Source organism: Leuconostoc kimchii IMSNU 11154 (assembly GCF_000092505.1).
In the GTDB taxonomy this organism is placed as follows: domain Bacteria; phylum Bacillota; class Bacilli; order Lactobacillales; family Lactobacillaceae; genus Leuconostoc; species Leuconostoc kimchii.
On the sequence record NC_014136.1, the window covers coordinates 1,903,058 to 1,928,021 of the forward strand.

A 24,964-nucleotide genomic window follows, 5' to 3' on the forward strand; every position below is an offset into this window, starting at 1 on the left:
CGAAAGGAGTGAGTTATGTATTTAACTTATCCTGAATTTCAAAGTATATTGCCTAATTCTGTTTCAAATGACGTGTTTGAGCAACTACTACCAAATGCTGAAATACAAATTGATACAGTCACTAATTACTTTTACGGCATGCCTGATTCGCATGTATTAGATGATGATGCCGTTTCTGAATATAAGTGGTTAAAGTCTAGGGCAAGTGCATTTAAACGTGCTATTGCGCTGACAATTGACTACATGGACAGGAACAGTATCACAGATAGTTCTGATTTGAATAATGGATCATATTCTAGTATTGAAATTGGACGTACAACATTGCAATCTGCTAATGGTGGTGGTACATCGTCAACCAGCAGTGGTTTCGCAGTGCCTGATGAAGTTTTGTCTTTATTAGGTCGGTTCGGTATGAGATATGGGGGTGTTGCTAGTGTCTAGGATACCAACAATTCCCAAGAAATGGGCTAACCAACAAATCATTTACAAAGATCCGACTGGCGCAAAAGACAAGTATGGTAAGCAAACAGTCACAGAAACAATCATCAACAATTGTGTGGTGCAGCTCGAAACGATCTATTCGGGAACGAACAATGATCGTCAAGTTGTCGCTAATGCAGTTGTTTTTTTGTACGCAAGTGTTGCTAATCCGTTTTTGAAGTTCGACAAGAACAGCCAAGGTAACAAGATTGTTTTCGATAGCGTTGAGTACACGATTAAGCGCATTGTTGACAACCGTGACCCGTTGAGTAATGAAGTTTGGTCATATGAATTGGAGGTATTGTGATGGCAATTACACTTGATTTTAGACGAGCCAATAATATTCTGACACATAAAAATAAAGCTGCCGCGCAATACAAAGCTGCTAATCAAGCAATGATGGCTATGGAACGATTTGTACCAATGTCTAATCAGCAAAAGCAGAACAGGTTACGTACTGAAACTAGTCTATCTGCTGATGGTCAACACATTAACTACGCCATACCATACGCACGGGCACAATTCTACGGCTTCACTAACAGCGGCGCTAAGATACAGAATTACACAACACCTGGAACAAGCAGACGTTGGGATTTGCGTTTGAAAGGCAATAAAGAGCTTATGAAGACTGTAACTGATGCATTCGGAAAGGAGTTGTTGAGTTAATGGACTTAATCGAGAGACTAGCAGACAAAATTAATACGCTTGATTTGCCACAAATGATGATTATTGATCATTTAAACAGTAGTAGCGATTTCGGAATCTACATGCAACCGGGATCGCGAGTAATCAGTGAAGATTGGTCTGGTATTCAGGAACGTTTGTTACCTTTCGAGATAGCTTTCCGTACTGATGATTTTGAATTAGGAAGTAATACACTTTGGAAAATCAGCGAGCTATTGGATAGCATAAATTCGATTGAAACAGATGGCACATATGAATTCAATAAACTGAACATAGAACCACAACCGTTTTCAATCAATGTAGATGTCTCTAATAAAGGCATTTTTTTATTGGATTTCAGTGTTGAAATCACACAAAAAATTAAATTAGGAGAATAAATCATGGGTAAATTTAACGAAAACTGGCAGAATAAGCTGGAAATTGACATCAAAGGCACTACATCACTTGCTGATATTGAAAAGGCAACATGGGCACCTTTGTCAGAAGGTATTCAAACAATCACACCAGCAGCAGCTGAAACGGCTGATACAACGCCTTATTACAGTGGCGAAGGCTTTTCAGATGTTGATGTCACTGGTAAAGCGATTACATTTGCTATTGCTGGTCATCGTTTAGATGGCGATGCAGCACAAGATTACATCGCTAGCAAGTTTACATCTGTCGGTGACACATTGCGCACGTTAGCACGTTGGACTGCACCTAACGGCGACAAAGTTCAATTCGTGGCAACGTTGCAAGCAATCGTACCTTTCGGTGGTGCTGCCAACGTTAAGCAGACATTTAGTTTCACACTTGCTGCTAACGGTAAGCCACAAGCTGTACCTGCCACAACTACACCAGATGGTGGACAAGGTTAATAACTAATAAGCGACAACGGCTAAACGTTCAAATGGGGTGAGAAGCCCAATTACATAACTAGCATATAGGAGAAAATTCATGGCAATTAACATTTCAAGTTTGGTTATCAAATCAGAAAGTTTCAAGATTGGAGACAGAACATACACGGCAAAGTACACACCTGAATTAGATGATAAGTTTTCAGACTTCTTACTAAAAATGGGTGATTTGTACAAGCGTATCGAAGACGAAGATCGTGATGACGACATAACGCTTGATGAACAACGAAAAGTCGTTCGTGATGCCTACACAGAAATGGCTGACAACTCAAAAGAGTTCTTGGAAGCTGCGCTGGGTAAACAATCATCTGATGAAATTATTAAATATGTTGATAATCGTACGATCACACTTGTTAAAATTGCCAAGGCTATCTTTGAAGCTGGACAAAGTGACGAGTTGAAAGCTAAATATGGCAGCAACCGTGAACAACGCCGCAACAAAGGCAATGACTAATGTTTTCATTCACTAAACGTCCTGAGACGACGATTAAATTATTAGATGGTAAGTATCGACTTAATTTAGCTTTCAATGTCGTCATTGAGGCGTTTGGCGTGTTGGATACTGATTTAAGCGATGCAGAAAAGGTTGAGCGATGTTTTAATTTATTGGTTATTGATAAGCTACCAACTAATGATTTAGCAGTCAAAGGCGATATTGTTGCTGGTGTTTTTCAGTACATTAATGAACGACCATATGGCAACGAAGAAGATGATGGCAGTCAAGCAACTGATGAACAATCTAGCGCTGCTAATCATGCTGATTTTGATTACGAACAGGACGCAGGAGCAATCTACGCGTCTTTTTTGATGTACTACCACATTGATTTAAATCAGATGATTGACCGTATGCATTGGGATCAATTCAAGGCGTTGTTTGACAACTTAGGCGCTGATACACCTATTCAGAAGATTAGACAATATCGCAGTGATGACTTGTCACAATATGCTGATGATCCAAAGCAAGCGCAATTTGTTAGTCAAATGCAGTTCTATTACCACCTTGATAAAGAGGTTGAAAGTGATGGCTTCTCAAGTAATGCGTCATCAATATTTGACATGATGATGAATGATTCTAAATAAAGAGGAAAGGAGGAATTTAAATGGCTGATGGTTCAATTAATATCGATTTGTTACTAAATGATAAATCTGACCCCACGTGGACTGAATTTAATGCCAAAGCCGAAAAGCAAGGCAAGAGTGGCTATGAGAAGTTCAAAGATGCATTTAAAGGTGATCCATTAGTTGCAAAATTGGAGGCACAAGCTGATAAAGCTGGCATCAACGACTTTCGCGAGTTACTAAATAAGCTGCCAAAAGAGAAACAAACAGAATTATTGGCCAAAGCTGAAAAAGGCGAGGCGATAGACTTTCAAAAGTTTATCAAAGACATACCAGACGCTAAAAAGATCATGCTTGAAGCACAGGCTAAACGTGCTGGTATTGATAATTTTGAAGAGCTACTCAAAAAGTTGCCTAAAAAGACACTCACTGACTTGCAAACGCGTGCTGAAAAAGGTGAAGTCATCAACTTTGAAAAAGAGTTGAGAAAGCTGCCATCTAAAGTGGTTTCTACAGTTGAACTAAATGACAATGCATCTACCGGATTACGTTCACTAAAGCAACAAGCGGAAGAAGTTGGCGACAAGTTTCATCGTATTAAAGAGATAGCCGTAGGTACATTCATTGGCTCTGCGGTAGCTGGTGGCATACGAACAATTACGGGTTTTGTTGCAGGTCTTGGACAAGAAGCACTTAGCTCATCTGACGCGTTACAAAAATTTAAGTCAACCATGCAACTTGGTGGGTTTGGTGAGAAAGAAATTGACAGTGCGACTAAGCAGGTTAAAAAATACGCTGACGATACTGTCTACGATTTAGGGACTGTTTCAAACACCACAGCGCAATTAGCTGCCAACGGTGTTAAAGACTATATGGGGCTTACTGAAGCTGCTGGTAACCTGAATGCACAAGCTGGCGGTAATGCTGAAACGTTCAAATCAGTAGCTATGATGCTCACACAAACAGCTGGTGCTGGTAAATTAACCACTGAAAACTGGAACCAGTTAGCTGATGCGATACCTGGTGCATCTGGCGTGCTTCAAAAGGCAATGAAAGAGAATGGCGCCTACACAGGTAACTTCCGTGATGCCATGGCCAATGGACAAGTGAGTGCTGATGAATTCAACGATGCACTGACTAAATTAGGTAGTAATGATGCTGCTAAGAAGGCAGCCACTGCTACCAATACATTTGAGGGTGCATGGGGCGCGCTTGAAGCTAACGTTGTTTCTGGTCTGGATAATATCATTGATAGAATTGGTAAAGATAAGTTAACTGGTGTCATAAATAATCTAGCGGGCGTAGCAACCTCTTCTTTCGGGGTGGTTGCTGACGTTATCATGGGAGTCGGCAAGGCTTTCGGAGTAATCAGCAATGGTTTATCCATGTTTGCGACAAGTTTTAAATATAACGTTTTGGGAGCGGTTTCTGACGGTAGCGTTGGCAAAAGAGTAGATGAAATAAAACAATCATTTTCTGGGTTAATAGATGCACTAAAACCAGTTGCGCAGGCAATAGGTGGTTTGTTCGGAGTTATTACCGGAGGTATTGTTACAACAGCCATTAAGCTCATTCAAGGAATAACTGACGGCTTTATTGGTGCTGGTGATTCTGCGGATAAAGTTAAGAAAAAGTTTGATTTCAGTAATATATTTGACACCATTGTTACGATTAGCCAATGGTTAAACGTATGGCACGAGACTTTGGGAGATATTTATAAGCCATTAGGAGAAATAATCGGCGCCATCGGATCTGGCGTATTTGAAGTGTTCGTTGATGTTATTTCTGATATAGTCGGTTCCTTTAAAGCAATGATTGGAGAAACAAAGGGAGCAACCGAAAATATCAATCCGGTAGCTAAAGCTCTTGAAGGTATTGCGAAACACAAAAACGCACTAAAGGCTATTGGATTAGCTATAGGCTCTATAGCAGTGGCGTTGCTTGCTGTTAAGGGCGCTGTTGGCGTTTTCAAGATGGTAAGTGATGGCATAACCACTGTGCGTATTGCCATAATGTTATTTGGCGATGCTTGGAAAGCGCTTAATACGATTATGAAAGCAAATATATTTGTCATCATAGTCACTGCTGTTATTGCCGTTGGTTTGGCTTTCTACGAGCTATACAAGCACAACAAGAAATTCAGAGAATTTATAGACGGACTAGTTAAGGGTGCGGCAGACTTTTTCAAAGGCGTTGGTAAATGGTTCGGTGAAGCGTGGAAAACTATTTCTGACTTCTTTAAAAAGGTTATTAATTTTGTAAAAGACGATTGGAAAGAAATATTATTATTTATTGTCAATCCTTTTGCTGGAGCGTTTGCGCTACTATACAAGCATAACGCTAAATTTAAAAAATCTATCGACGATATGTTGAAAGCTGTCATTGGTTTCTTCAAGGGAATTGGTAAATCTATCGGAAGTGGTGCCGGTGCGATAGGTAAATGGTTCGATGGACTAGTTAAAGGATTTATCAAAGGCTGGGACAAATTCATTGAGATAACAGTTAAACTCGCTAAAGGTTTTGGAAAGTTATTGTTATACGCGTTGGCAGTTCCTGTTGGAATAGCTATTATTATCGCTAAGCCACTGGTTGAACCGCTTAAAAAGATATTCAATGCTTTAATCTCTTGGACTAAAAAAGCTTGGAAAGGCTTAACTAGTTTTCTTGAAAAAATATGGGACCCTATTCAAAAAACATGGACTAAATCATGGAACGCCATTAGCAGCCTGTTTAGTAAAGTTTTGAATGGTATCAAGAAGATATTTACTAATGCTATCAACAACATTGAAAAAGTTCTTACCATTGGACTTAAATTCATTTCAAAGGCTTGGTCTGCCACATGGAATGCAATCTCTAATGTGTTCGGTAAGATATGGAAAGGGCTCCAAAAGTACGTCGAGAATGAATTGAATTTTTGGAAAAAGATTTTTACCGCCGCGTTAAGTTTCATTACCAAACTATGGGACAGATCTTGGGATTATGTTTCAGATACGTTTGAAAAGATTTGGAATGGCATCAAGAAGTTCTTTAAGCCAATCATCAAATGGTTGGAAGATGTGATTTCTGATGCTTTAAATGGTATCAAAAAGGCATGGAACAGGTCTTGGGATGCCATCTTTGATTTCTTTAGCGATACTTGGAATAGTATCAAACGTACTGGAAGCAAAGGAATTAACTCACTGAAAGATACATTGAGTGGCGTCTTGGATAAGATTGGCAAAACCTTTAGCGACACATGGGACGGTATCAAGAACGGATTCAGTGCTATGTGGGACGGTCTGAAATCTCTCGCTGGTAAAGGCATTAATGCGGTTATCAACATACCTAATGCAGGTATTGAGGGTATTAATGGCTTAATCCATGACTTTGGTGGTCCTAAAAGTACATTAAGTAAGATACCTAAAGTAGCCTTTGCCACTGGTACTGGTGCGTTTGGTAATATGCGCAGAGCAATTACTAATCCAACGATGGCAATTCTCAACGATGGGAACGATAGCCCTGAAACAGGTAACAAAGAGGCACTCATACACCCTAATGGTGCTATGGAGATTGTTCAAGGCAGAAACACAGAACGTCTCTTGATGCCTGGCACAGAAGTATTAAACGCAAGTGAGTTATCAATGTTAATGGGTAGTCAACACTTTGCTAGTGGTACAGGGTTCCTTGGTTCAATCTGGGACGGTGTCAAAGGCGCAGGTAGTTGGGTTGGTAAAACAGCCAGCAATGCATGGGATGGTATAAAAAGTGCCACTGAAAAGTACACTAAAATGTTTGGTTTTATTACAAACGCTATAGCACATCCAGTCAAGACACTTGAAAATGTCTTTGATCCCAAATCTGGCGGTATGGGTAACATGATGAATGGTTTGGCAACAGGTACATTTAAGCATGTTAAATCCCAAGCCGTTGATTGGTGGAAGTCCCTATGGGGCATGGCTAACGATGAAGCGAGCGGTGGCGGTGGTAGTTCTGAACTGCTGAAAGAAGTCATCAAGTTAGGTACTGGTAAACCTTATGTATGGGGTGCTACAGGACCCGACAGTTTCGACTGTTCTGGTTTGGTACAAGATGCCTTGCGACAAATGGGGAATAGTTTCCCACATTATTCAGGCGACCAATACAATAGTTCGACAGCTGTATCAGATCCAAAGAGTGGTGATTTAGCATTTTTTGGTGAGGGCGGTAGTCAACACGTTGGGGTTTATGGCGGAAATGGCAAGATGTTCAGTGCCATGTCCCCTGGATCAAACCCTAACATTGGTTGGGCTAAAGTGTCTGATTGGTCTGAAAAGTTAGCAGGATACCATCGTGTGCCTGGTCTTAAATCAGATGATAGTAAGAGTTCAAGTAGTAACCCTATGGCTAGCCTTATTAAAGGTCAAGTTGGCGGCATGTTTGATTGGATCAAGAAGTTCATAGCACCAACACAGGACAGTCTGGCTGAACCAGCGGGCGATGGTGTCGGTCGTTGGAAAGATGATGTCACTAAGGCATTAGGCAAGTTAGGATTGAGCACATCTGGTGGTATGGTATCTAAGGTATTACGTCAAATTCAAACCGAATCAGGTGGGAATGCTAGCGCTATGGGTGGTAATGATGGACTATCTGATGGTAACGCAACAGGTTTGATGCAGGTTAAGCCTGGTACATTCAGAGCTTACGCGGCAGCAGGACACACTAACATCATGAATGGATATGACAATATTCTTGCTGGTCTAGCCTATGCTAAAAGCAGATATGGTAGTGATCTATCGTTCCTTGGCCAAGGTCATGGCTATGCTAATGGTGGACGCACTCACGGTATTGGCATTGTTGGCGAAGTTCCCGGTGAAGATGAATGGGTCACTAACCCTAATCGTCAAACGGCTGATAGAAACATTATCGGCTCAATCAAAGAAACAGCGCAAAAACAACCTAACAGTTTTGCTGCTAAGTTGGCTAATATTGTTAATGGCGCTAAAAGCGGTATGCAAAACGTGATGTCACAACAGCCAGCTATTGCTGGTGGCAACACATTTAACAACAATGGTGGTGTTGATTTGAGTGGCGATGTTCATATGACAATTCAAATGGACAGTGGTGAGGTAGCTCGCGCAACATATCCAAAGATTAAGATTTTGCAGAACCAAGAAATTCAATTGAAAGGACAGACGACAGGTAATACGTATGGTTACTAAATATCAAGGCGACATCATCATTCAAAGACGTGATGGCACAATTTATGATTTGGACAAGGAAGGTATACGTGTTATCTCGTTTGATCCACCATCTGCCAATTTTCAGCACACATACACCCAAACGGGCGATTATGGTGCCGATTTAACTAGCACACAGGTACAACAAACTACCATTCCACTGACGTTCGATGTGACTGCTCGTGACAATTATGATTACGAATTACAAAGGCTCAAGGTACTGCAAATATTTAGCAGCATCGAGCCTTTTTATGTAATTAATATGCGCACACCATTTTTGAGATGGAAAGTTGTAGCGGAAGCTTTTTCATATCCACGACTGGGTAACTTTTGGAAAGCTAAAAGTGTGGCAGTGAATCTTGTTTGTTATGAGGGATTTGCAGAAAGCACAGCTACCACCAAAGATCCATTCACGTTTGATGGCGGTACTTACGGTATTGGTATGGGCATGCCGTTTGATACACCTAAGTATTCTTTCATCAACCGGACAAAGTTTAAATTCTTGAATCCATCACTGATACCATTGTTAGCTAACGAACGACCGGTGACACTGAATTTCAGAGGCGTTGCGCCCAGCGGCATAACAATACTCAATCACACGACAGGTCAATCGTTTAAATATAAACAGCCTTTAATAAATGATGACATATTCAAATTAGTTGGCTTAATTCCAATCGTCAACGGTCTACAGCGATTTGGTAATTCTTATTCTGATCGCAGCTTCATTGATTATGCAATAGGATACAACGAAATGGAGATTGTGGGTTCAACTGATTTCACGCTAGATTTCAATACGAGGTTCTACTACTAATGACAAGAAATATAGTTTTTATTAAACAAGCGATAGGCGATGAAACGCCTGTATCCGTCTATAATTTGTCAATTACCGAATCATTAAATGAGTTAAGCACGCTAACATTTTCATTTGACAGCGAGGGGCAAAACAGTGTTGCAGCGCAAATGATGGCGCCTCAAACACGTGTTTTAGTGCCTGAAACCAATCAATGGTTTAGGTTAAGCTCTGTCAATCCAGTCCCTTTGGGAAAGACGAGGGCATATTCAGTGTCTGCAGTTCACGTAGGTACTGATTTACATGATATGTATGTGGATAAGCGTTTAACAAATACACAAAGTTTAGATGACTGTATGAAGTTCATTACTGATGGTACTGATTTTAAATACATTATTCACGATACATTTAAAAATTACTCGTTTAGTGACGGATTTGGCGGTGATTTTTCAGACAGTTTGTTAATGAATACGCTCAAGAGTGATTTTGGGTTTGAGTTCTATTTTGATAACTGGACAATTCATATTTACAAGCAGTTGGGAGACGTTGACCAATTTGTCTTTGTTGACGGATATAATGCCACTAAAATATCATGGACAGAAGATTATAGCAACATCAGGACGTCAATCAAAGGGCTTGGTAAGCAGAATGATAATGGTTCTTATGCCGCTAGCGCTGAATATAGAAGCCCTAACGCTAATATATGGGGTGTCAAACAAGCAGCGACCGTACAAGATGATAGGTTCACTGACGGTAGCTCATTGCTCGAATACATTAAGTCGCAACTACAAGATTACCCAATCATTCAATATACGATGGAGCGAGCAGAGTTTGAGCATGGTGCCAAGCTGTCAGAGTTTAACAGCATTAAGGTTGGCAATTCTGGTTTATTGAAGGACAGATTCGGCATTGACGTAGACACACGAATTGTTGGCATGACTTATTTTCCACAAGATCCAAAACAGTCAGATACTTTGACTTTTGGTAATAAAATATTTGATTACGCGCGTAATTTGGCGATGCAGCGAGATGCCAGAACGTCAAACAAAACGATAGGAACGGCTTTAAAGGCTGTTTCCAGGAGAGTTGATACGATTGTTAATGATGGCGTTTGGTATGTTTGGAGGTAACGATGGCAATTAATTGGGACGGGCAGAGACCCGCTGTTGTGGTGGACGTCAGTGCGACGAAATTTTACAAAGGGGCATATGTTTCGCCCGATGGCGATATAGATAATGCAAGATTGCTGATAGGACCCGATGGGTTCCATTTTACAAAATCAGATTTCAGTGATTTTAAATTTGACAAGGTCACTTTTGAAGCGTTAAACAGTGGTAATCACGAGTTATCATTTGACACTTCGGGTCATTTATTAGTTGATGGAAAAATATTAGTTGATGAAAACGCTAAATTTGAATTAAAATCAGAGAAAATTCCTAGTGGGAGTGATTTAGACAATTACACCCAAGAGGGATTTTTTTATTCAGACAAAGATAAAGATGTTGTTAGTATGACAAATGCACCGACAACACATGCCTTGACAATGCAAGTTTATCGTGCGGCGGGTGTTGTTCAAATCGTCACTGAATACACGACTAATGACTCAGCAGGGACGTTCATACGCTCATATTATGACGTGAACAACATATGGAGTCCGTGGCGCAGAGTTATCACGAGTGACTCCAGTGGCAATATCAAAGCACCAAGCGGGGCACTACTTCAAGAAGTTAAAAGCGTTCAAACAAAAGTTAATGGGTTAGGAACTTATTACGACGCCAGTTCTTCAATCATATTTGTTCGTTCAGGCAAGATCGTGACGGCATATGGCAATTTAAAAATTGCAATAGATATTACTGATTTGAACTCATATCATGCCGAAACGCTCATTCCTAGTGACTGCTTGCCATTTGCAGAATATCGTGTTGCAATAGCCACTAACGCACCTAGTAGTAAACAAAAAGTCCGTGGCGACTTAGTATTTCAAACTAATGGTGGTGTCACGCTAGATGACGTGTCAATCGGTGAAACAAATGTTATTGGTGGCACATTGCCGGTAGGTACCACCATTAGAATATCAGCAACATGGGTTGTTGCTTAAGGAGACACATGGAAAAATTAGAAACAAATCTTGACTTGAACCTAGGACAGGTCTTAAGAACCCAACTAGGCGATAACTTTGAAAAAATACAAGTCGCGGTTGATGGTCAAGGCGACACACTCAACAAGCAAATATTAGACATGTTGGGTGGCGTACCATTAGCCAGTCAAAACGAAGTGACACAAGCACGGATTGACCGTTCAGGAAAGCCTTATAAGACTTTGAAATCACGTGGTGACGCTGACCAAGCAACAGCTGAAACAGCATTGAATGAAGGACGTGAAACAAAATCAGAAGTCATTGAGGCACGTTCGGACAATGCAGGTAATGGGTACAGCACACTTAAAAACCGCTTAGACCACCAAGACAGTGAAATTGACACCAAGTTATCACAAATTAGCCTAACACCTGAAGTATTTGCTAACTCAGCAGCGCTAAAGAGTACCTATCCAAGTGGTAAGGCAGGTATATTTATCACGTCTGATAATGGTCACAAGTACTTGTGGTCAAATGGCTCATGGGTTGATGGTGGTGTTTATCAAGCGGTTGGCTTAGCTGATGGTGTAGTTGATTCACGAAAAATAGCTAAGCGCACAGATGTGACTAATCAAATGACCGTATTAGCTAATCGCTATATATCGACTAGCAACGTGAACATTGCTTATATTACCTCGCCTAATTTTTTTGTAACTAAGATACCAGTATTGCCACAAGGGACGATGAGATTACCAATCTTGCCCATCGACGCTAAATTTATTGCAGCCACCTTGGCAGACGGCAACACTTTGGTATTTGAAAAAACAGTCGATGAATTAAATGCTGGTGGGTCATCATTCACACGTCAAGGGTACACAGTTACTGACTCTGAATTAGTAATTGATATGCAATATGTTTTCAATCAATTGACTGAAAAATACATCTATATTGCCCAGCCATACACTCAGCAGTCTCAGCTATATGTCAAAGTAAGCAAGGAGCAATATTTAACTGATTTAATGGCGCTGAGTGACACTAATAATGTGACTAACAAGGCACTGACCGAGCTTTCAAATGAGTACTTGCCAGTTGATATTAAGCCACTCTACCGTCAACGTAATATCTCTTGGAATACCACGACAGGCGAGCTGAATTTTGGTAACAGTGATGTCTATGCTGCCATGGAATTAACTAATTTGCCCGACAAAGGTTTGATGAAATTCAAACAGACAGTATTAGACAGTGGTCAATTCATTATGTTGTTTGACAATACAGGGAAGGTCATTGCCAATTTTGGTACACAATACAATGATGGTACTAAGACACTAGATTTTCTCTACTTAGATGGCACTGATGTTGTGTTTGATTTTAAGAAGGCACTAATTGCCAACCCAAAGATGGCTAAGATGCAAATTACACAAATGCGTGGTGACATCTTTACGTTTAAACCGGTGTTCTACGGTGTTAAAAATGTTTCAGAAGTTCTTAAATGGGCAGACGCTACAAATGAGACACAAGACGAGCTAATGTTACCATCTGTTTATCCTGTCATGAATGGCAAGACTGCTAATGTCGTATTAACTAATTTGTTAAAATCAGGCAGTGTTTATGATGATAAGAATGTCATTGCAACTAAAACACTTGGTACTCAAAAGATAGGATTGGTTGAAGCAGCAGACACGCAATTAGGCGTTAAGACAAGGAATGAAGACCCTTATCAATATATCCCTGTTCAGCGTGTTGATGCCACTAAAAATGGCGGAAATAAGTCAGTCATGATTATTGGTGAGTCAACATCTGAATCACTTTATTTGTTGGATAGTATTCGTGATCGTTTGGCGTCTGATGCCACTAAATTTACCTTAGTTGGCACACGGGTAAAAGATGGCGTTAGTCACGAAGCACGAAGTGGATGGGGTGCTGGTGCGTTGCACTATGTTGACAAAACCGATGATACAGGCAATACGAACTCATTCTACAATCCAGAAAAGAAGGAATTTGATTGGGCTTGGTACTTGACACAGAATAACATGGCAGCGCCTGATATTGTCGTCATTAATTTTGGATTAAACGATCCCAACCGGTATGTTACTAATGGTACGTCGTTGTCTCAAACAGACCACTACAACTTTTTCATTAGTCAAATCAGGGCTGTTAAACCAGATACGGTGATTGTTATTGGTTTAACACACATCTACTCATCATTTGGCAATTTCCGAAATGATGCCCGTAGAGATAACATTGCAGCATTGCTCAATCAAACAATTCAAGATTTCGACAATCGCACTGATGAGCGTATTTATATTGCGCCATATTATTTGAATATCGATACCCTTTGGGATATGCAATATCAGCAAATACCAGCTAATGAATACCAGCCAGAGAGAGTGGACTATATTGGAATAGACCACTTCCACCCCTCTGAAATAGGTTACAAGAAGATGGCGGACGTGATGTATGCTGCTATCAAACAGACGATTTAGGTGTATTAAATGAAAAAACATTTTTGGAAAAATAGAAATTGGGTCACGGTAGCGGTTGAAGAAATCATCATTGGGGCGATTATCATGCTACATTATCAGCAATTAGACGGTCGTTTACCGTGGGCATTAGGCTTGCTGGACAACCCGATATTAGGGCTCATTTACGTATTGATTGGCTTTACCTTGCTAGTTAACTCATTGTGGGACTTTTACTGGTATCGCATACGTTTGGTGCTGATAGCGTTATCGGGGGGCATGTGGGCGTTACTATCAGGCAGTTACATCATGAATATTGTCGTCACTGGTAACGTGACCATTGCACCATTCATATTTATTGTCATCACGATTAATGTGTTTCTAAGCGCATGGGAAGAGCCACGCTACAAATTGAAAGGCGGTGAGCGGTATTGAGTATTTAGCCCCAACACTAGCTGTTATCGGCACCATCGCCACCGGTTTCTTTGCGTGGCGTGGCAAAAAAGAAGATACTGTTAAAAATCACGATGACACAGTTAGTGAGATGTTCGCCACGCAGGGCGCATTAGTCAAGGAGTTGTCCGATCAGGTTTCTGTTTTGAGCAGTGAGATAACTAAATTACGCACTGATAATGGCAAGTTAACTGAAGAAAACGAATCCTTGCGAACAGAAGTACGCAAACTGACATCAAAAATTGATGAACTAATGAAGACGGTTTAGCCGTCTTTTTTTGAGGAGAAAATATGAGTAAGACAGATTTAATCGGCATTTTAATCGCATTGTGGACGAGCGGCATTGTAACCGCTGTCGTCCATGCGGGCATCAAGTTGATTAATGCTAACACGAAAAACAAGCGCTTATTAGCATTTACTAAGTGGGCGGAGCAGGCGGTGGCGTTTGCTGAAAATAATGCAGATACACCGGCTGAAAAAAAGCGCGAGGCAACAGCATTCTTGTATGATCGTTTAATAAAAAATAAGGTACCATTCAATTTTTCAGACGATCAAGTAGATGCTGAAATTGAAAAGGCGGTAGCCAAGTTGCATGATTGGCACCCAGAAGTTAAAGAGGAGGAAAAATAACCATGGGAGAAGTATATTCAAAATCCATAACAAGCAAAGATCCACGTCCGATGTTTAATGGTGGATTGCGACAACGAGCTATTGATACCATTGTTGTGCATCATAATGCTACAACTAATAAAGATGTCGCACTTAACACATGGTTAGTATCAGCTGGTAATTGGACATCAGCACATTATGAAATCACAGACAATGAAATTATTGGTGCTGTTGGTGAAAACTATGTTGCCTACCATGCAGGTGGAACAGGTGGCGCAGACGTTCCTAAGATGTCTGATCCTAATGGGCGTTCCATTGGGCTCGAACATGTCAACTCAACAGGTGCACCATCATGGGGAGTATCTGATGCGACATTGCGCAATTCAGCACGATTAATTGCAGATATTTGTAAACGTTACAATTTGCCAATTAATCGCAACACGATTAAATTGCATCGTGAAGTCACATCAACAGCTTGCCCAGGTGGTTTAGATATTGATAAGTTGATTCGCTACGCGCAACAAGCAGCAGGTCAAAAACCAGCACAGCCATCAAAAGCTAGTGTAACTGCTAAAAACACAAGTGCTATTCAAGCATTTAAAAATGCTAGTAATGAATTTACGGCATACGGTAAGTTTCGTGTTGATGAGGTAAAAAATGTTAATGGCATTATGCAGCTGATCAACTATGGTCTTGCTGGTGGCAAAAACTTTAATTGGACATATAATGGTATTCCATGGGCGCTTGTCGATAATACAAGTCGTTCTAACTCCGAAAACGTTCGTGTTGGCGACTATGTGAAATTTGATAACAATAATAACACTGGTACTGTTGATGATTACGACAATGCATCTAATGGCGTTGGTATCAAATACGGAGATTATGGCGAAATTTGGTTTGATGCCACGGCGTTCTCAAAAATTTAATAACTACGAAAACACCCAACTGGATAACTCTGGTTGGGTGTTTTTATGTGATATAATGATTAAAAAAATAAAGTGAAAATAAAAATGTCGAAAAAATTTGTATATATTGATGAATCAGGCAATTTTGGTAGTGATGGGCGCTATTTCACAATTGCGGCCATTGAAGTAAGTGAATCCAACCATAAAAAATTAATTAGAAATATGAGAAGAATTACTGGTCAAGTAAAACGAAATTTTCCAAGCGTTGCTACAAGTCTTGGCGAAGTAAAGGCAGCAAATAGCGACATAGTAATTAGAGAATACGTTATTCGTAAAATAGTAAATTCTTATTTTGTTGTTCGTTATATAACCGTTGACTTAACCAAAATTGACAGCAAGTTACTTGAAAATCAGAATATTTTGTATAATTATTTGGTTTCATATATAGTTAAACCAATTATAAAACACTTAGGTGATGGCGATAGGTTAGAATTTTATATCGATGAAAGAAATCAAGCCGTGAAAAACGGATTTAACATTGATGAATATATAAAACACTTAGCTTGGTTTGAAATGAAAAAATATACATTAGGGATCGAGGTTAAATCTGTTAAATCGCATAAATTCGAGGGAATTCAGGTTGCTGATTTCATTGCGCACGCCATTCAATGTAAGTTCGAATACAATTATGAGCCTTTTCTTGATAAAATACGTCCAATAATTGGCACAAGACAACATTTTCCCTATAAAGAATTTGGAAAATAGTATTGCGTGATTTAAATAAATTTGTTATTATAATGACATAAGGGTACATTAGCCAATACATGTCGGGATTAATATGTTTATATCTCAGCTGTTGTGCACAAGCCGGTGTATTGCAATACCCGTACATATTAAAGAAACGCCTACTCGGAAAAATCCTCGCAGGTGTTTTTATTTGCGTTCTATTCAAGTATTTCACTAGCCTATTCATCTAATGTACGTTGTTGCTCACTTGTTAATTCAAGTGGCTCATTATATTTTTGGTGCGCATCAATCAAGTAAATATCAATGCCGGTCTGTTTGCGAATTGTCACGGGTGGCATGATTCTTAAAATAGTACGTATTGTTTGTTCGTTGATCATATTATGTCCTTTCAAATTAATGATACGAGATTGAATTAAAAACGCTTTTAATTGTAGCCTATTTGTAGCCCTTGTATTAGAAATTAATAGAAACATACAGAATTAAAAAAATATATTAAATTAGCTAGACTACTGTTATAATAGCAATTACAGCGGTTTTATACCATAACAGAAAATTATAGATTTATCTCAAAATTTTCTGCCCAGGATAAAAAACCAAGTAACCTTGAAAGGTAGGAGAGATGATGCAAAAAAATAAAGTCATTATTGATGCTGATCCCGGTATTGATGATAGTCTCGCGCTTTTGGTAGCGCTTAATTCACCAGAACTTGATATTATTGGTATCACAGTAGTTGCTGGTAATGTACCAACCAATATCGGTGTGAAAAATGTATTGAAAGTTTTGCAGGAGGCAGGTCGTTCTGATATTCCAGTGTTTTCCGGTGCGACTAAGCCATTGAATCATGCATACACTAGTGCGCAAGATACTCATGGTATGGATGGTCTAGGTGAAAGTTGTATACCAGATGCGCCAGATAAACCGTTAAGTGAACTTAATGCTCAATCCGGATACGTCAAGTTATTAACAGAAAACGATGACGTGTGGTTTATGGCGCTAGGACCGTTAACAAATGTGGCATTATCGCTTCAACAGCAACCAAGTATCTGGCAACATGTCTCACGTTTGATTGTTATGGGTGGTGCATACAAGAGTCATGGGAATACATCCCCAGTTGCGGAATATAATTTTTGGGTTGACCCTGATGCTGCGGATTACGTTTTGCAAAATGCACCACTTTGTATTGAATTAGTACCGTTGGACGTGACACGTAAGATTGTTTTAACGCCAAACATATTGGCATTGATGCAAAATTTAAATCCTCAAAAAGCAACCTTTGTTGTCAAAATTATTCGCTTTTATTTTCAGTTTCATTGGCAACAAGAACATGTATTAGGTGCGGTGATTAATGATCCTTTAGTTATTGTTTATGCATTACATCCAGAGCTATCACGGAGCATTCATAAATATGTGACTGTAGTTACTTCAGGTATAGCCTTGGGGCAAAGTATCGTGGACATTGCTGATTTTTGGGGTAAGTCGGCTAATGCTACAATTTTACAAGAAATTGATGCCAAACCAGCCATGGCTTATATTGTCAGTGGCTTAATTACGCAAGATGTTAGTGTCGTTGCGGCTGAGTTAGATCGTATTGCGACTGATTTGGAGCAATTAACATGAAAAAGCATATGTCAGCACAAAAAATTGCGTTAATCGCATTATTCATTGTTATTAACATTGTTGGCGCCCATCTTGCTTTATATGCTAGATTACCAATATATTTGGATACAATTGGTACGTTGATGGGAAGTGCTATTTTTGGACCTGTTGGTGGTATGATGACAGGTGTCATAACAGCACTGATCAATGGCGCTACGGGAGATCTTTTTTCAATCTATTTTATGCCTAGCCAAATAACAACGGCACTTGTGTCGGGTTTTGTTTATAAAAAAGTAAAGCCAACAGATTTTAAGAAAATATGGTGGGTAGCATTAATTATTTCAGTACCCGCCACCATCGTTAGTACAATCATTACTGTAATATTATTCCATGGGGTAACGTCATCGGGTTCTAGTATGCTAGTGCAAGTATTACATGGTATGGGTCTTAATCAAGCGATTGCTGTTTTTTTCGTACAAGTGGGGACAGATTACTTTGATCGGGTCATTGGCGTGTATATTGTTGCAATCGTGTATAAAACAATTCAGAGTTATAATCGATGAGTAGAAACACATTGTTTCTTAATTAATGTGTTGACAATTATCATTTAAAGTTGTATAGTTAAAACATTAAATAGGAATGAGAAAAATTATGAACAACAAAATCTTGAAAAACAATAGCTATTATTACTTCTGGTTTATGTAGAACCGTCGCATGTATGAAGTGCGTCGGGATACGACGCACTTAGCGACCAGAAGCTTTTCAAGGTCAGTCACTAAGTGGATTTAAAACACTTAGTGACTTTTTATTTTGCAGCATAAAACTGCTTTAAGAAATCGTGCTAAGTGTCAGCCACTAGCACGATTTTTTTAGGAGAATATTATGAGTGAAATGTTAATTCCAGTCGCAACAGAATGGCAAACTATTAATAGTTTACGTTTGATCGCTAATCAAATGATTTCAAAAGCTGGTTCTGGACATCCCGGTATCGCGCTTGGTGCTGCACCAATTCTATACGAATTATATGCGAATCAATTAGTTGTTGATCCTCAAAATGCAGATATGATCAATCGGGATCGTTTTGTATTGTCAGCTGGACATGGTGCTGCTCTGTTATATGCGACACTACATATTGCTGGTTTTAATTTATCATCTGATGATTTAGCGCAATTTAGAATGCCACACTCAAAAACACCGGGGCATCCGGAAGTAGGTGTCACACCTGGTGTTGAGGCTACGACGGGTCCGTTGGGGCAGGGATTGGGTATGGCAGTTGGCATGGCGATGGCAGAGGCAAAGTTGCATGAGCAGTTTCCTAATGTTATTGATCATTTTACCTACTCGCTTGTGGGTGATGGTGATTTAATGGAAGGGGTTAGTCACGAAACGGCCTCATTAGCTGGGCAACAATCATTAGCCAAACTAATTGTGCTGTATGATGATAATCATGTGAGCCTAGATGGGAAAAAGAGTAGGTCAGACATATCTGATAATAAAGCACGCTTTTTAAGTTATGGTTGGGACGTTCAGGAAGTGACTGACGGTAATAACTTGACGGCAATTCATGCAGCAATTGAAAAAGCTAAATTAACACCTAAGCCAACATTCATTGCTGTTAAAACAATTATTGGTGATTATGGTCCATTTGCTGGAACAAATAAAGCGCATGGCACGCCATTAAATCCAGTGCAACTCGAGGAATTAAGCGTACAGCTCAACACAACAATTCATGACTTCGCTGTGCCACAGCCTATTCTGAAAGACATGCGTGATCGTATCAATCGACGATTAGCACAACAAAAAAAGCCAAAAGCTAGTGCGTTAGCAGCATATGAAGCATTTACACGAAATCAGGTAACGCAGACGCCAATTTTAACTGAGATGGAAAAAGACCAAGCAGGTCGTAAAATTTCAAAAATAGTCTTACAATCGTTTGCGCAACAATTACCACAATTATGGGGAGGATCAGCTGATTTAGTCACGTCAACAAATTCAGAAATTGTTGATGCATCATTATTTGATAAGGAACATCGTGCTGGGAAAAACATTGCTTTTGGCGTGCGAGAATTCGGTATGGGCGCCGTGATGAACGGCATTGCCCTGCATGGTGGCACTAAAATTTTTGGATCTACCTTTCTGGCATTTTCAGATTATATGAAAGCAGCCATTAGATTAAGTGCGCTGCAAAAAGTACCGGTTATCTATGTGTTTACACATGATAGTATAACGGTTGGTGAAGATGGACCGACGCATCAACCAACGGAACAATTGATGAGTCTACGTCTGATTCCTGATGTTAACGTTTTACGTCCAGGTACTGCAGCAGAGATTGCAGAAGCATGGCGAACGGCATTAATATCAACAGATCGGCCAACTGTTTTAATTTTAAACCGTGGCACAATTGGGACACAAGGCACAGTGTCACAAGCAAAGTTAGCTATGAAATACGGTGCTGCAAAAATAAACGAGCAACCACATGCTGTTATTAATTTAATTGCTACGGGTTCAGAGGTGCAATTGGCCTTGGCAGTTAGTCAAAAATTGTCTGTTGCTAGCCGTGTCATTTCAATGCCTAATTTGCAACAATTTTTATTATTGAATACCGTTCAAAAATCCAAAATTATTCCCGAAGATAATGCAAAAAATGTGATAATAGAAGCAGGAACAACACTTGGTTGGCAAGCGTTAACTGGTCATAGTGGGCTTATATTCGGTATTGATCGGTTTGGTATGAGCGCAAATCCACAAACAATATTAGATGAGTACGGTTTGAATGCCAGTGTGATTGTTAAAAAAATAGCGCAATATTTGGAGGCATAAAATGGCAATATATGGTTTAGTGGCACATCCAGCAGGCCATTCGCAATCGCCTGTTATGCAAAATATAATGATGTCTCAACGACAAATTGAAGCTTATTATCATACTTTTGATGTTGTACCTGAAAATTTAGCAGCAGCTGTCACTGGGTTACGTGTATTAAGGGTTGGTGGATTCAATGTGTCCACCCCGTATAAATCAGAAATCATCACCTATTTGGATGAATTAACACCATTAGCACAGCGCTTACATGCAGTGAACACAGTTAAGAATATAAATGGTCATTTGGTTGGTACAAGTACGGATGGCGACGGCTTTTGGCAGAGTATCAATCCTAATCAACCACATGAAAATGTTGTTATCTTAGGCACTGGTGGCGCTGCTCGTGCCGTTATTGCCACGGCACAACAATATGGTGTTCGTCGATTAACAGCATTTAATCGACCACATGGTAACTGGTCTCAACGCGAAACAGAGGTAGCGTATTTGAGTCATGGCATTGGTCAGCTGGCAGATTTATCAGATAATCGCTCATTGACGTCAGCGCTGCAGCAAGCGGATTTATTGATTAATGCAACGACAGTAGGTATGAATGATGCTAGGACGTTATTAACAGAGTATCAAATTGGGTTGTTACCGCAGTACGCGTTAGTGGTTGATATGATTTACCGTAACCGGGAAACAGGATTATTAAAAGCAGCTAGTAAGCGTAACTTACTCACACAAAATGGTTTGCCAATGTTAGTTGGGCAAGGCGCCTTAAGTTTTGAGTTTTGGTTCAATCAACCTGCAGATCGACAACTAATGGCACAAGCCATAGAAGGAAAAATAATATGATTTTAGTCACAAAAAACAATACTATTGCACAAAAAATTGCTGAGAAGCTCGATACAAAAGATCCCATTAAACCAGTCTATGTACACAATAACCGTGTTGCTTTGGCGGGTATAAAAATTTTACCAGAGAAAACTTTGAAAGAAATATCACAAGATGTTGTTGAGATAATCACAAATCATCATTCTGCAATTGTATCATCTCGTTCGTTCCACCCTGAAGATACAATTATCAAAACAAAGCACACAATTATTGGCGGAGATCATTTTGTATTTATGGCTGGACCCGATTCAATTGAAAGTCCAGAACATGTTCTCGATATGGGTCGACAAGTTAAATCAGCTGGTGCTACAATTTTACGTGGTGGTGCTTTTAAGCCACGGACATCACCTTATTCTTTTCAAGGCAATGGTGAGGTAGGTCTAAAGGCGCATCGTGCTGCTGCTGACACGTTAGGTATGGATATGGTAACTGAAATATTAGATACACAGGATGTTGAGTTAGTTGATTCATACACTGATATTTTCCAAGTTGGCACGCGTAATATGCAAAACTTTGCCCTACTAAAGGCTTTGGGGCAAAAACGCAAACCAGTGATTCTGAAACGCGGTATGTCAGCCACGATTGATGATTTTTTAAATGCAGCAGAATATATCGCTGCAGGTGGTAATCATCAGATCATGTTAATGGAACGTGGTATCCGTACTTACGATAATAAATATACACGAAATACGCTGGATGTTTCAGCCATTCCTGTTTTACAAAGTATGACACATTACCCAGTGATTGCTGATGCATCACATGCTTCAGGTGTTGCAAAATTCGTGTCACCTTTAGCGTTAGCAGCTACTGCTGCTGGTAGTCAGGGACTTATGACGGAAATACATGACGATCCTGAGCATGCTTTTGTGGATGGCGCGCAAGCATTAACACCATCTGAATTTATACAATTAACTGAAAAAGTGAAACAGATTCATCAAATCGTACAATAGTATGCCTCAAGCTATGATGAATGAGTTAGAAAGGAAACATGATGACAACGGTACATGTATCATTTGATAACAAGACTTACGATGTTAAAATTAATTCCCAGCTACATCATAGAATTGGCAAAGAGATTGCTGATGTTTGGTCGCCGCGTAAGGTTGCTTTAATAACGGATAGCCATGTTGGTCCGCTGTATTTAATTGATACTCAAAAACAGCTAGAACAAGCTGGATTTGATGTGTTACCTTTACAGGTGCCTGCTGGTGAAACGTCAAAGTCCTTAGTGGTGGCTGGCGAACTCATCTCGCAAATGGCGGAAGCTGGATTTACCCGTGGAGATGGCTTAATTGCTCTAGGTGGGGGTGTTATTGGTGATTTAGGTGGCGTTGTGGCGTCACTTTATATGAGAGGCATTGCCTTTATTCAAATTGCCACATCACTGACTGCACAAGTTGATTCTTCGGTTGGTGGGAAAACGGCTGTCAATTTAGGTCAGACAAAGAATATTGCTGGCACGTTTTATCAACCAGATTTAGTTTTAGTTGATAGCTCTTACTTGGATACATTGACTGATCGGGATTTGGTCGAAGGGTATGGCGAAGTTGTTAAAACGTCGGCACTTGATAGCTCAGATTTTTTTGAGTTTACTGGTAAAATACAATCAATATTAGATATTCGTGTGAACGCACAAGAACTATCAAAGCGTGCAATTGCTTATAAAGCAAAAATTGTCATGGCTGATGAAAAGGAAGCAGGTCAGCGTCAATATCTTAATTTTGGACATACGATTGGACATGCTATTGAACTCATTGCGCGTGGCGAGTTGCGACATGGTGAAGCGGTAGCTATTGGTATGGTTGCAATGACTTCGCGTATGGCGCGCGATGGCATATCAAAAAATGAGTTAACTGTGGCGTTAAAGCAACGCTTAGAGGTGGTTGGTTTGCCAACTGATTCACAGTTAATTGGAACGCCTGATTTTTTTGAGCGATTAATTAATGATAAAAAGAACCATGGTGGTGTATTAAATCTCGTTGCACTAGAATCGATTGGTAAACCGACATTGATTCTGAAAAAAGTAAGTGATATGCCGGAATTTATAGGATAATTTAGAAAGGAAAGTGTGAGTATAGTTTAATCTTGTCTCGCACAAAAAAGACTTATGCGTTATACAACTGCTGGCGAAAGCCATGGTCCAGAAGAAATTGCAATTATTGAGGGTGTGCCTTCGGGTTTGCATATCACACAAGAAGATATTAATGAACAATTATCGCGTCGTCAGCATGGATATGGTCGTGGCGAAAGACAAAAGATTGAAACGGATACGGTCACCTTTTTAACTGGGGTGCGCCATCAAATGACATTAGGTTCGCCAATAACTTTAAATGTTCATAACGATGATCACAATAGTTGGTCTAAAATCATGGCGCCTAATGACGTGGCAACATCTGAAAACACATTGCGTAAAGTGTTACGACCACGACCAGGTCATGCTGATCTGGTAGGCGGTATGAAGTATCGTCATCAGAATGATCTAAGAAATGTATTAGAACGTTCATCTGCTCGGGAAACAACAATGCGTGTGGCCGTGGGGGCTGTTGCAAAAAAAATTTTGGCTGAAATTGGTGTCGATGTCCATGGCTTCGTGGTCAATATTGGACCAGCAAAATCTGATTTGGGCACGCTTACTCAATATAAAAATTTACAAGAATTACGTGAAGTGACTGAGAATTTTGAAACGCGTGCTTTAGATGCTACAGCTGATGCTGCGATGCGTGATGTCATTGATAAGGCAAAAAGAGATGCTAATACAGTTGGTGGACAAGTGCAAGTCATTGCCACAGGGATGCCTGTGGGTCTGGGGTCATATGTGTCTGCCAATGAGAAGCTGGATGGTAAAATTGCACGTGCCATTGTTGGTATTAATGCCTTTAAAGGTGTCCAATTTGGTGGTGGTTTTGACAATTCTGAGAAATATGGTGATGAAATTATGGATGAAATTTTTTGGGACGCAACCAAGGGGTTTTATCGTGGTACAGACAATTTAGGCGGTTTTGAAGGCGGGATGACAACTGGTGAGGCTATTCTTGTACGTGGTGTCGTCAAACCAATTCCAACATTATATCGGCCAATGAAATCCGTTGATATTGATACACATCAGGAACACCGTGCTTCCATTGAACGCTCCGACACGACGGCTGTCACAGCGGCAGCTGTTATTGCAGAGGCCATGGTAGCAATCGAATTAGCCAAGTCAATTTTGGATAAGTTTGATTCGGATAACATTGATCGTATGAAAGAGCAGGTTGCACAATATCGTGAAGAAATTCGCTCATTTTAAAAGTTAAGTTGTGCAATAGAAAGATAATTTTGGCTG

At 39.9% G+C, this 24,964-nt stretch carries 25 protein-coding genes; 24 read left to right on the forward strand and 1 reads right to left on the reverse strand.

Going from position 1 to position 24,964, the window contains the following annotated elements; genetic code table 11:
* The first annotated feature begins 15 nt into the window (after window positions 1–15).
* The 17 genes from LKI_RS10130 to LKI_RS10215 all read left to right on the forward strand — a co-directional run bounded on the left by LKI_RS10130 (window position 16) and on the right by LKI_RS10215 (window position 16,369).
* Window positions 16–441 carry a hypothetical protein gene (locus LKI_RS10130; RefSeq protein ID WP_013104063.1) on the forward strand — a complete coding sequence of 142 codons (426 nt, stop codon included), beginning with the start codon at window positions 16–18 and terminating at the stop codon, window positions 439–441.
* Complete coding sequence (locus LKI_RS10135; RefSeq protein WP_041773540.1) at window positions 419–787, forward strand: putative minor capsid protein; 369 nt, start codon at window positions 419–421, stop codon at window positions 785–787. The genes LKI_RS10130 and LKI_RS10135 overlap by 23 nt, the downstream gene beginning before the upstream one ends.
* A complete protein-coding gene (locus LKI_RS10140; RefSeq protein ID WP_013104065.1) occupies window positions 787–1,146 on the forward strand; it encodes a minor capsid protein in 360 nt (119 codons plus the stop codon). The genes LKI_RS10135 and LKI_RS10140 overlap by 1 nt, the downstream gene beginning before the upstream one ends.
* Complete coding sequence (locus tag LKI_RS10145) at window positions 1,146–1,541, forward strand: phage tail terminator protein (RefSeq protein ID WP_013104066.1); 396 nt, start codon at window positions 1,146–1,148, stop codon at window positions 1,539–1,541. Before LKI_RS10140 ends, LKI_RS10145 begins: the two co-directional genes overlap by 1 nt.
* 3 nt (window positions 1,542–1,544) lie before the next feature.
* Window positions 1,545–2,021, forward strand: coding sequence for a phage tail tube protein (locus LKI_RS10150; RefSeq protein WP_013104067.1), 477 nt, complete (start codon window positions 1,545–1,547; stop codon window positions 2,019–2,021).
* A 79-nt stretch (window positions 2,022–2,100) separates the two neighbouring features.
* Window positions 2,101–2,514, forward strand: a complete 414-nt coding sequence (locus LKI_RS10155; protein WP_013104068.1) for a hypothetical protein — start codon at window positions 2,101–2,103, stop codon at window positions 2,512–2,514.
* Window positions 2,514–3,140, forward strand: a complete 627-nt coding sequence (locus LKI_RS10160) for a Gp15 family bacteriophage protein (RefSeq protein WP_013104069.1) — start codon at window positions 2,514–2,516, stop codon at window positions 3,138–3,140. Before LKI_RS10155 ends, LKI_RS10160 begins: the two co-directional genes overlap by 1 nt.
* A 20-nt stretch (window positions 3,141–3,160) precedes the next feature.
* Window positions 3,161–8,296 carry a tape measure protein gene (locus LKI_RS10625; protein ID WP_013104070.1) on the forward strand — a complete coding sequence of 1,712 codons (5,136 nt, stop codon included), beginning with the start codon at window positions 3,161–3,163 and terminating at the stop codon, window positions 8,294–8,296.
* Window positions 8,286–9,125 (forward strand): phage tail domain-containing protein, encoded by an 840-nt coding sequence (locus tag LKI_RS10175; RefSeq protein WP_013104071.1) that lies wholly within the window; start codon window positions 8,286–8,288, stop codon window positions 9,123–9,125. Before LKI_RS10625 ends, LKI_RS10175 begins: the two co-directional genes overlap by 11 nt.
* The gene (locus tag LKI_RS10180; RefSeq protein ID WP_013104072.1) at window positions 9,125–10,234 is read left to right on the forward strand and encodes a phage tail protein; all 1,110 of its coding nucleotides are present in this window, start codon (window positions 9,125–9,127) and stop codon (window positions 10,232–10,234) included. Before LKI_RS10175 ends, LKI_RS10180 begins: the two co-directional genes overlap by 1 nt.
* Before the next feature lie 2 nt (window positions 10,235–10,236).
* Window positions 10,237–11,202 carry a pyocin knob domain-containing protein gene (locus tag LKI_RS10185; protein ID WP_013104073.1) on the forward strand — a complete coding sequence of 322 codons (966 nt, stop codon included), beginning with the start codon at window positions 10,237–10,239 and terminating at the stop codon, window positions 11,200–11,202.
* A gap of 8 nt (window positions 11,203–11,210) precedes the next feature.
* The gene (locus LKI_RS10630) at window positions 11,211–13,661 is read left to right on the forward strand and encodes an SGNH/GDSL hydrolase family protein (RefSeq protein WP_013104074.1); all 2,451 of its coding nucleotides are present in this window, start codon (window positions 11,211–11,213) and stop codon (window positions 13,659–13,661) included.
* 9 nt (window positions 13,662–13,670) lie between these two features.
* On the forward strand, window positions 13,671–14,072 hold the full coding sequence (locus tag LKI_RS10195) for a hypothetical protein (protein ID WP_013104075.1): 402 nt from the start codon (window positions 13,671–13,673) through the stop codon (window positions 14,070–14,072).
* Window positions 14,059–14,358: a hypothetical protein gene (locus LKI_RS10200; protein WP_013104076.1), complete on the forward strand. Its 300-nt coding sequence runs from the start codon at window positions 14,059–14,061 to the stop codon at window positions 14,356–14,358. Before LKI_RS10195 ends, LKI_RS10200 begins: the two co-directional genes overlap by 14 nt.
* Window positions 14,359–14,381: 23 nt before the next feature.
* Window positions 14,382–14,720: a phage holin, LLH family gene (locus LKI_RS10205; RefSeq protein WP_013104077.1), complete on the forward strand. Its 339-nt coding sequence runs from the start codon at window positions 14,382–14,384 to the stop codon at window positions 14,718–14,720.
* A 2-nt stretch (window positions 14,721–14,722) separates the two neighbouring features.
* A complete protein-coding gene (locus LKI_RS10210) occupies window positions 14,723–15,625 on the forward strand; it encodes an N-acetylmuramoyl-L-alanine amidase (protein WP_013104078.1) in 903 nt (300 codons plus the stop codon).
* An 84-nt stretch (window positions 15,626–15,709) separates the two neighbouring features.
* The gene (locus LKI_RS10215; RefSeq protein WP_013104079.1) at window positions 15,710–16,369 is read left to right on the forward strand and encodes a DUF3800 domain-containing protein; all 660 of its coding nucleotides are present in this window, start codon (window positions 15,710–15,712) and stop codon (window positions 16,367–16,369) included.
* A gap of 200 nt (window positions 16,370–16,569) precedes the next feature.
* On the opposite strand, the gene LKI_RS11060 is transcribed toward LKI_RS10215, so the two are convergent.
* Window positions 16,570–16,728 carry a hypothetical protein gene (locus tag LKI_RS11060; protein ID WP_013104080.1) on the reverse strand — a complete coding sequence of 53 codons (159 nt, stop codon included), beginning with the start codon at window positions 16,726–16,728 and terminating at the stop codon, window positions 16,570–16,572.
* 245 nt (window positions 16,729–16,973) lie between these two features.
* Between LKI_RS11060 and LKI_RS10220 the strand changes: the two genes are divergently transcribed.
* From LKI_RS10220 to aroC, 7 genes are all read left to right on the forward strand, one after another.
* Window positions 16,974–17,969, forward strand: a complete 996-nt coding sequence (locus tag LKI_RS10220) for a nucleoside hydrolase (RefSeq protein WP_013104081.1) — start codon at window positions 16,974–16,976, stop codon at window positions 17,967–17,969.
* Entirely contained in the window at window positions 17,966–18,511 is a 546-nt protein-coding gene (locus LKI_RS10225; RefSeq protein WP_013104082.1) for an ECF transporter S component, read from the forward strand. The genes LKI_RS10220 and LKI_RS10225 overlap by 4 nt, the downstream gene beginning before the upstream one ends.
* A gap of 319 nt (window positions 18,512–18,830) precedes the next feature.
* Entirely contained in the window at window positions 18,831–20,768 is a 1,938-nt protein-coding gene (locus LKI_RS10230; RefSeq protein ID WP_013104083.1) for a transketolase family protein, read from the forward strand.
* A gap of 1 nt (window position 20,769) precedes the next feature.
* A complete protein-coding gene (locus LKI_RS10235) occupies window positions 20,770–21,603 on the forward strand; it encodes a shikimate dehydrogenase family protein (protein ID WP_013104084.1) in 834 nt (277 codons plus the stop codon).
* On the forward strand, window positions 21,600–22,592 hold the full coding sequence (aroF, locus tag LKI_RS10240) for a 3-deoxy-7-phosphoheptulonate synthase (protein ID WP_013104085.1): 993 nt from the start codon (window positions 21,600–21,602) through the stop codon (window positions 22,590–22,592). The genes LKI_RS10235 and aroF overlap by 4 nt, the downstream gene beginning before the upstream one ends.
* A 41-nt stretch (window positions 22,593–22,633) precedes the next feature.
* The gene (gene aroB, locus LKI_RS10245) at window positions 22,634–23,695 is read left to right on the forward strand and encodes a 3-dehydroquinate synthase (protein WP_013104086.1); all 1,062 of its coding nucleotides are present in this window, start codon (window positions 22,634–22,636) and stop codon (window positions 23,693–23,695) included.
* Between the two features lie 54 nt (window positions 23,696–23,749).
* Window positions 23,750–24,928 (forward strand): chorismate synthase, encoded by a 1,179-nt coding sequence (gene aroC, locus LKI_RS10250; RefSeq protein WP_013104087.1) that lies wholly within the window; start codon window positions 23,750–23,752, stop codon window positions 24,926–24,928.
* Window positions 24,929–24,964: the final 36 nt, after the last annotated feature.

Coding starts and splice junctions, on each gene's coding strand:
- LKI_RS10130 (WP_013104063.1), top strand. CDS start 16: ATGTATTTAACTTATCCTGAATTTCAAAGTATATTGCCTAATTCTGTT.
- LKI_RS10135 (WP_041773540.1), top strand. CDS start 419: ATGGGGGTGTTGCTAGTGTCTAGGATACCAACAATTCCCAAGAAATGG.
- LKI_RS10140 (WP_013104065.1), top strand. CDS start 787: ATGGCAATTACACTTGATTTTAGACGAGCCAATAATATTCTGACACAT.
- LKI_RS10145 (WP_013104066.1), top strand. CDS start 1,146: ATGGACTTAATCGAGAGACTAGCAGACAAAATTAATACGCTTGATTTG.
- LKI_RS10150 (WP_013104067.1), top strand. CDS start 1,545: ATGGGTAAATTTAACGAAAACTGGCAGAATAAGCTGGAAATTGACATC.
- LKI_RS10155 (WP_013104068.1), top strand. CDS start 2,101: ATGGCAATTAACATTTCAAGTTTGGTTATCAAATCAGAAAGTTTCAAG.
- LKI_RS10160 (WP_013104069.1), top strand. CDS start 2,514: ATGTTTTCATTCACTAAACGTCCTGAGACGACGATTAAATTATTAGAT.
- LKI_RS10625 (WP_013104070.1), top strand. CDS start 3,161: ATGGCTGATGGTTCAATTAATATCGATTTGTTACTAAATGATAAATCT.
- LKI_RS10175 (WP_013104071.1), top strand. CDS start 8,286: ATGGTTACTAAATATCAAGGCGACATCATCATTCAAAGACGTGATGGC.
- LKI_RS10180 (WP_013104072.1), top strand. CDS start 9,125: ATGACAAGAAATATAGTTTTTATTAAACAAGCGATAGGCGATGAAACG.
- LKI_RS10185 (WP_013104073.1), top strand. CDS start 10,237: ATGGCAATTAATTGGGACGGGCAGAGACCCGCTGTTGTGGTGGACGTC.
- LKI_RS10630 (WP_013104074.1), top strand. CDS start 11,211: ATGGAAAAATTAGAAACAAATCTTGACTTGAACCTAGGACAGGTCTTA.
- LKI_RS10195 (WP_013104075.1), top strand. CDS start 13,671: ATGAAAAAACATTTTTGGAAAAATAGAAATTGGGTCACGGTAGCGGTT.
- LKI_RS10205 (WP_013104077.1), top strand. CDS start 14,382: ATGAGTAAGACAGATTTAATCGGCATTTTAATCGCATTGTGGACGAGC.
- LKI_RS10210 (WP_013104078.1), top strand. CDS start 14,723: ATGGGAGAAGTATATTCAAAATCCATAACAAGCAAAGATCCACGTCCG.
- LKI_RS10215 (WP_013104079.1), top strand. CDS start 15,710: ATGTCGAAAAAATTTGTATATATTGATGAATCAGGCAATTTTGGTAGT.
- LKI_RS11060 (WP_013104080.1), bottom strand. CDS start 16,728: ATGATCAACGAACAAACAATACGTACTATTTTAAGAATCATGCCACCC.
- LKI_RS10220 (WP_013104081.1), top strand. CDS start 16,974: ATGCAAAAAAATAAAGTCATTATTGATGCTGATCCCGGTATTGATGAT.
- LKI_RS10225 (WP_013104082.1), top strand. CDS start 17,966: ATGAAAAAGCATATGTCAGCACAAAAAATTGCGTTAATCGCATTATTC.
- LKI_RS10230 (WP_013104083.1), top strand. CDS start 18,831: ATGAGTGAAATGTTAATTCCAGTCGCAACAGAATGGCAAACTATTAAT.
- LKI_RS10235 (WP_013104084.1), top strand. CDS start 20,770: ATGGCAATATATGGTTTAGTGGCACATCCAGCAGGCCATTCGCAATCG.
- aroF (WP_013104085.1), top strand. CDS start 21,600: ATGATTTTAGTCACAAAAAACAATACTATTGCACAAAAAATTGCTGAG.
- aroB (WP_013104086.1), top strand. CDS start 22,634: ATGACAACGGTACATGTATCATTTGATAACAAGACTTACGATGTTAAA.
- aroC (WP_013104087.1), top strand. CDS start 23,750: ATGCGTTATACAACTGCTGGCGAAAGCCATGGTCCAGAAGAAATTGCA.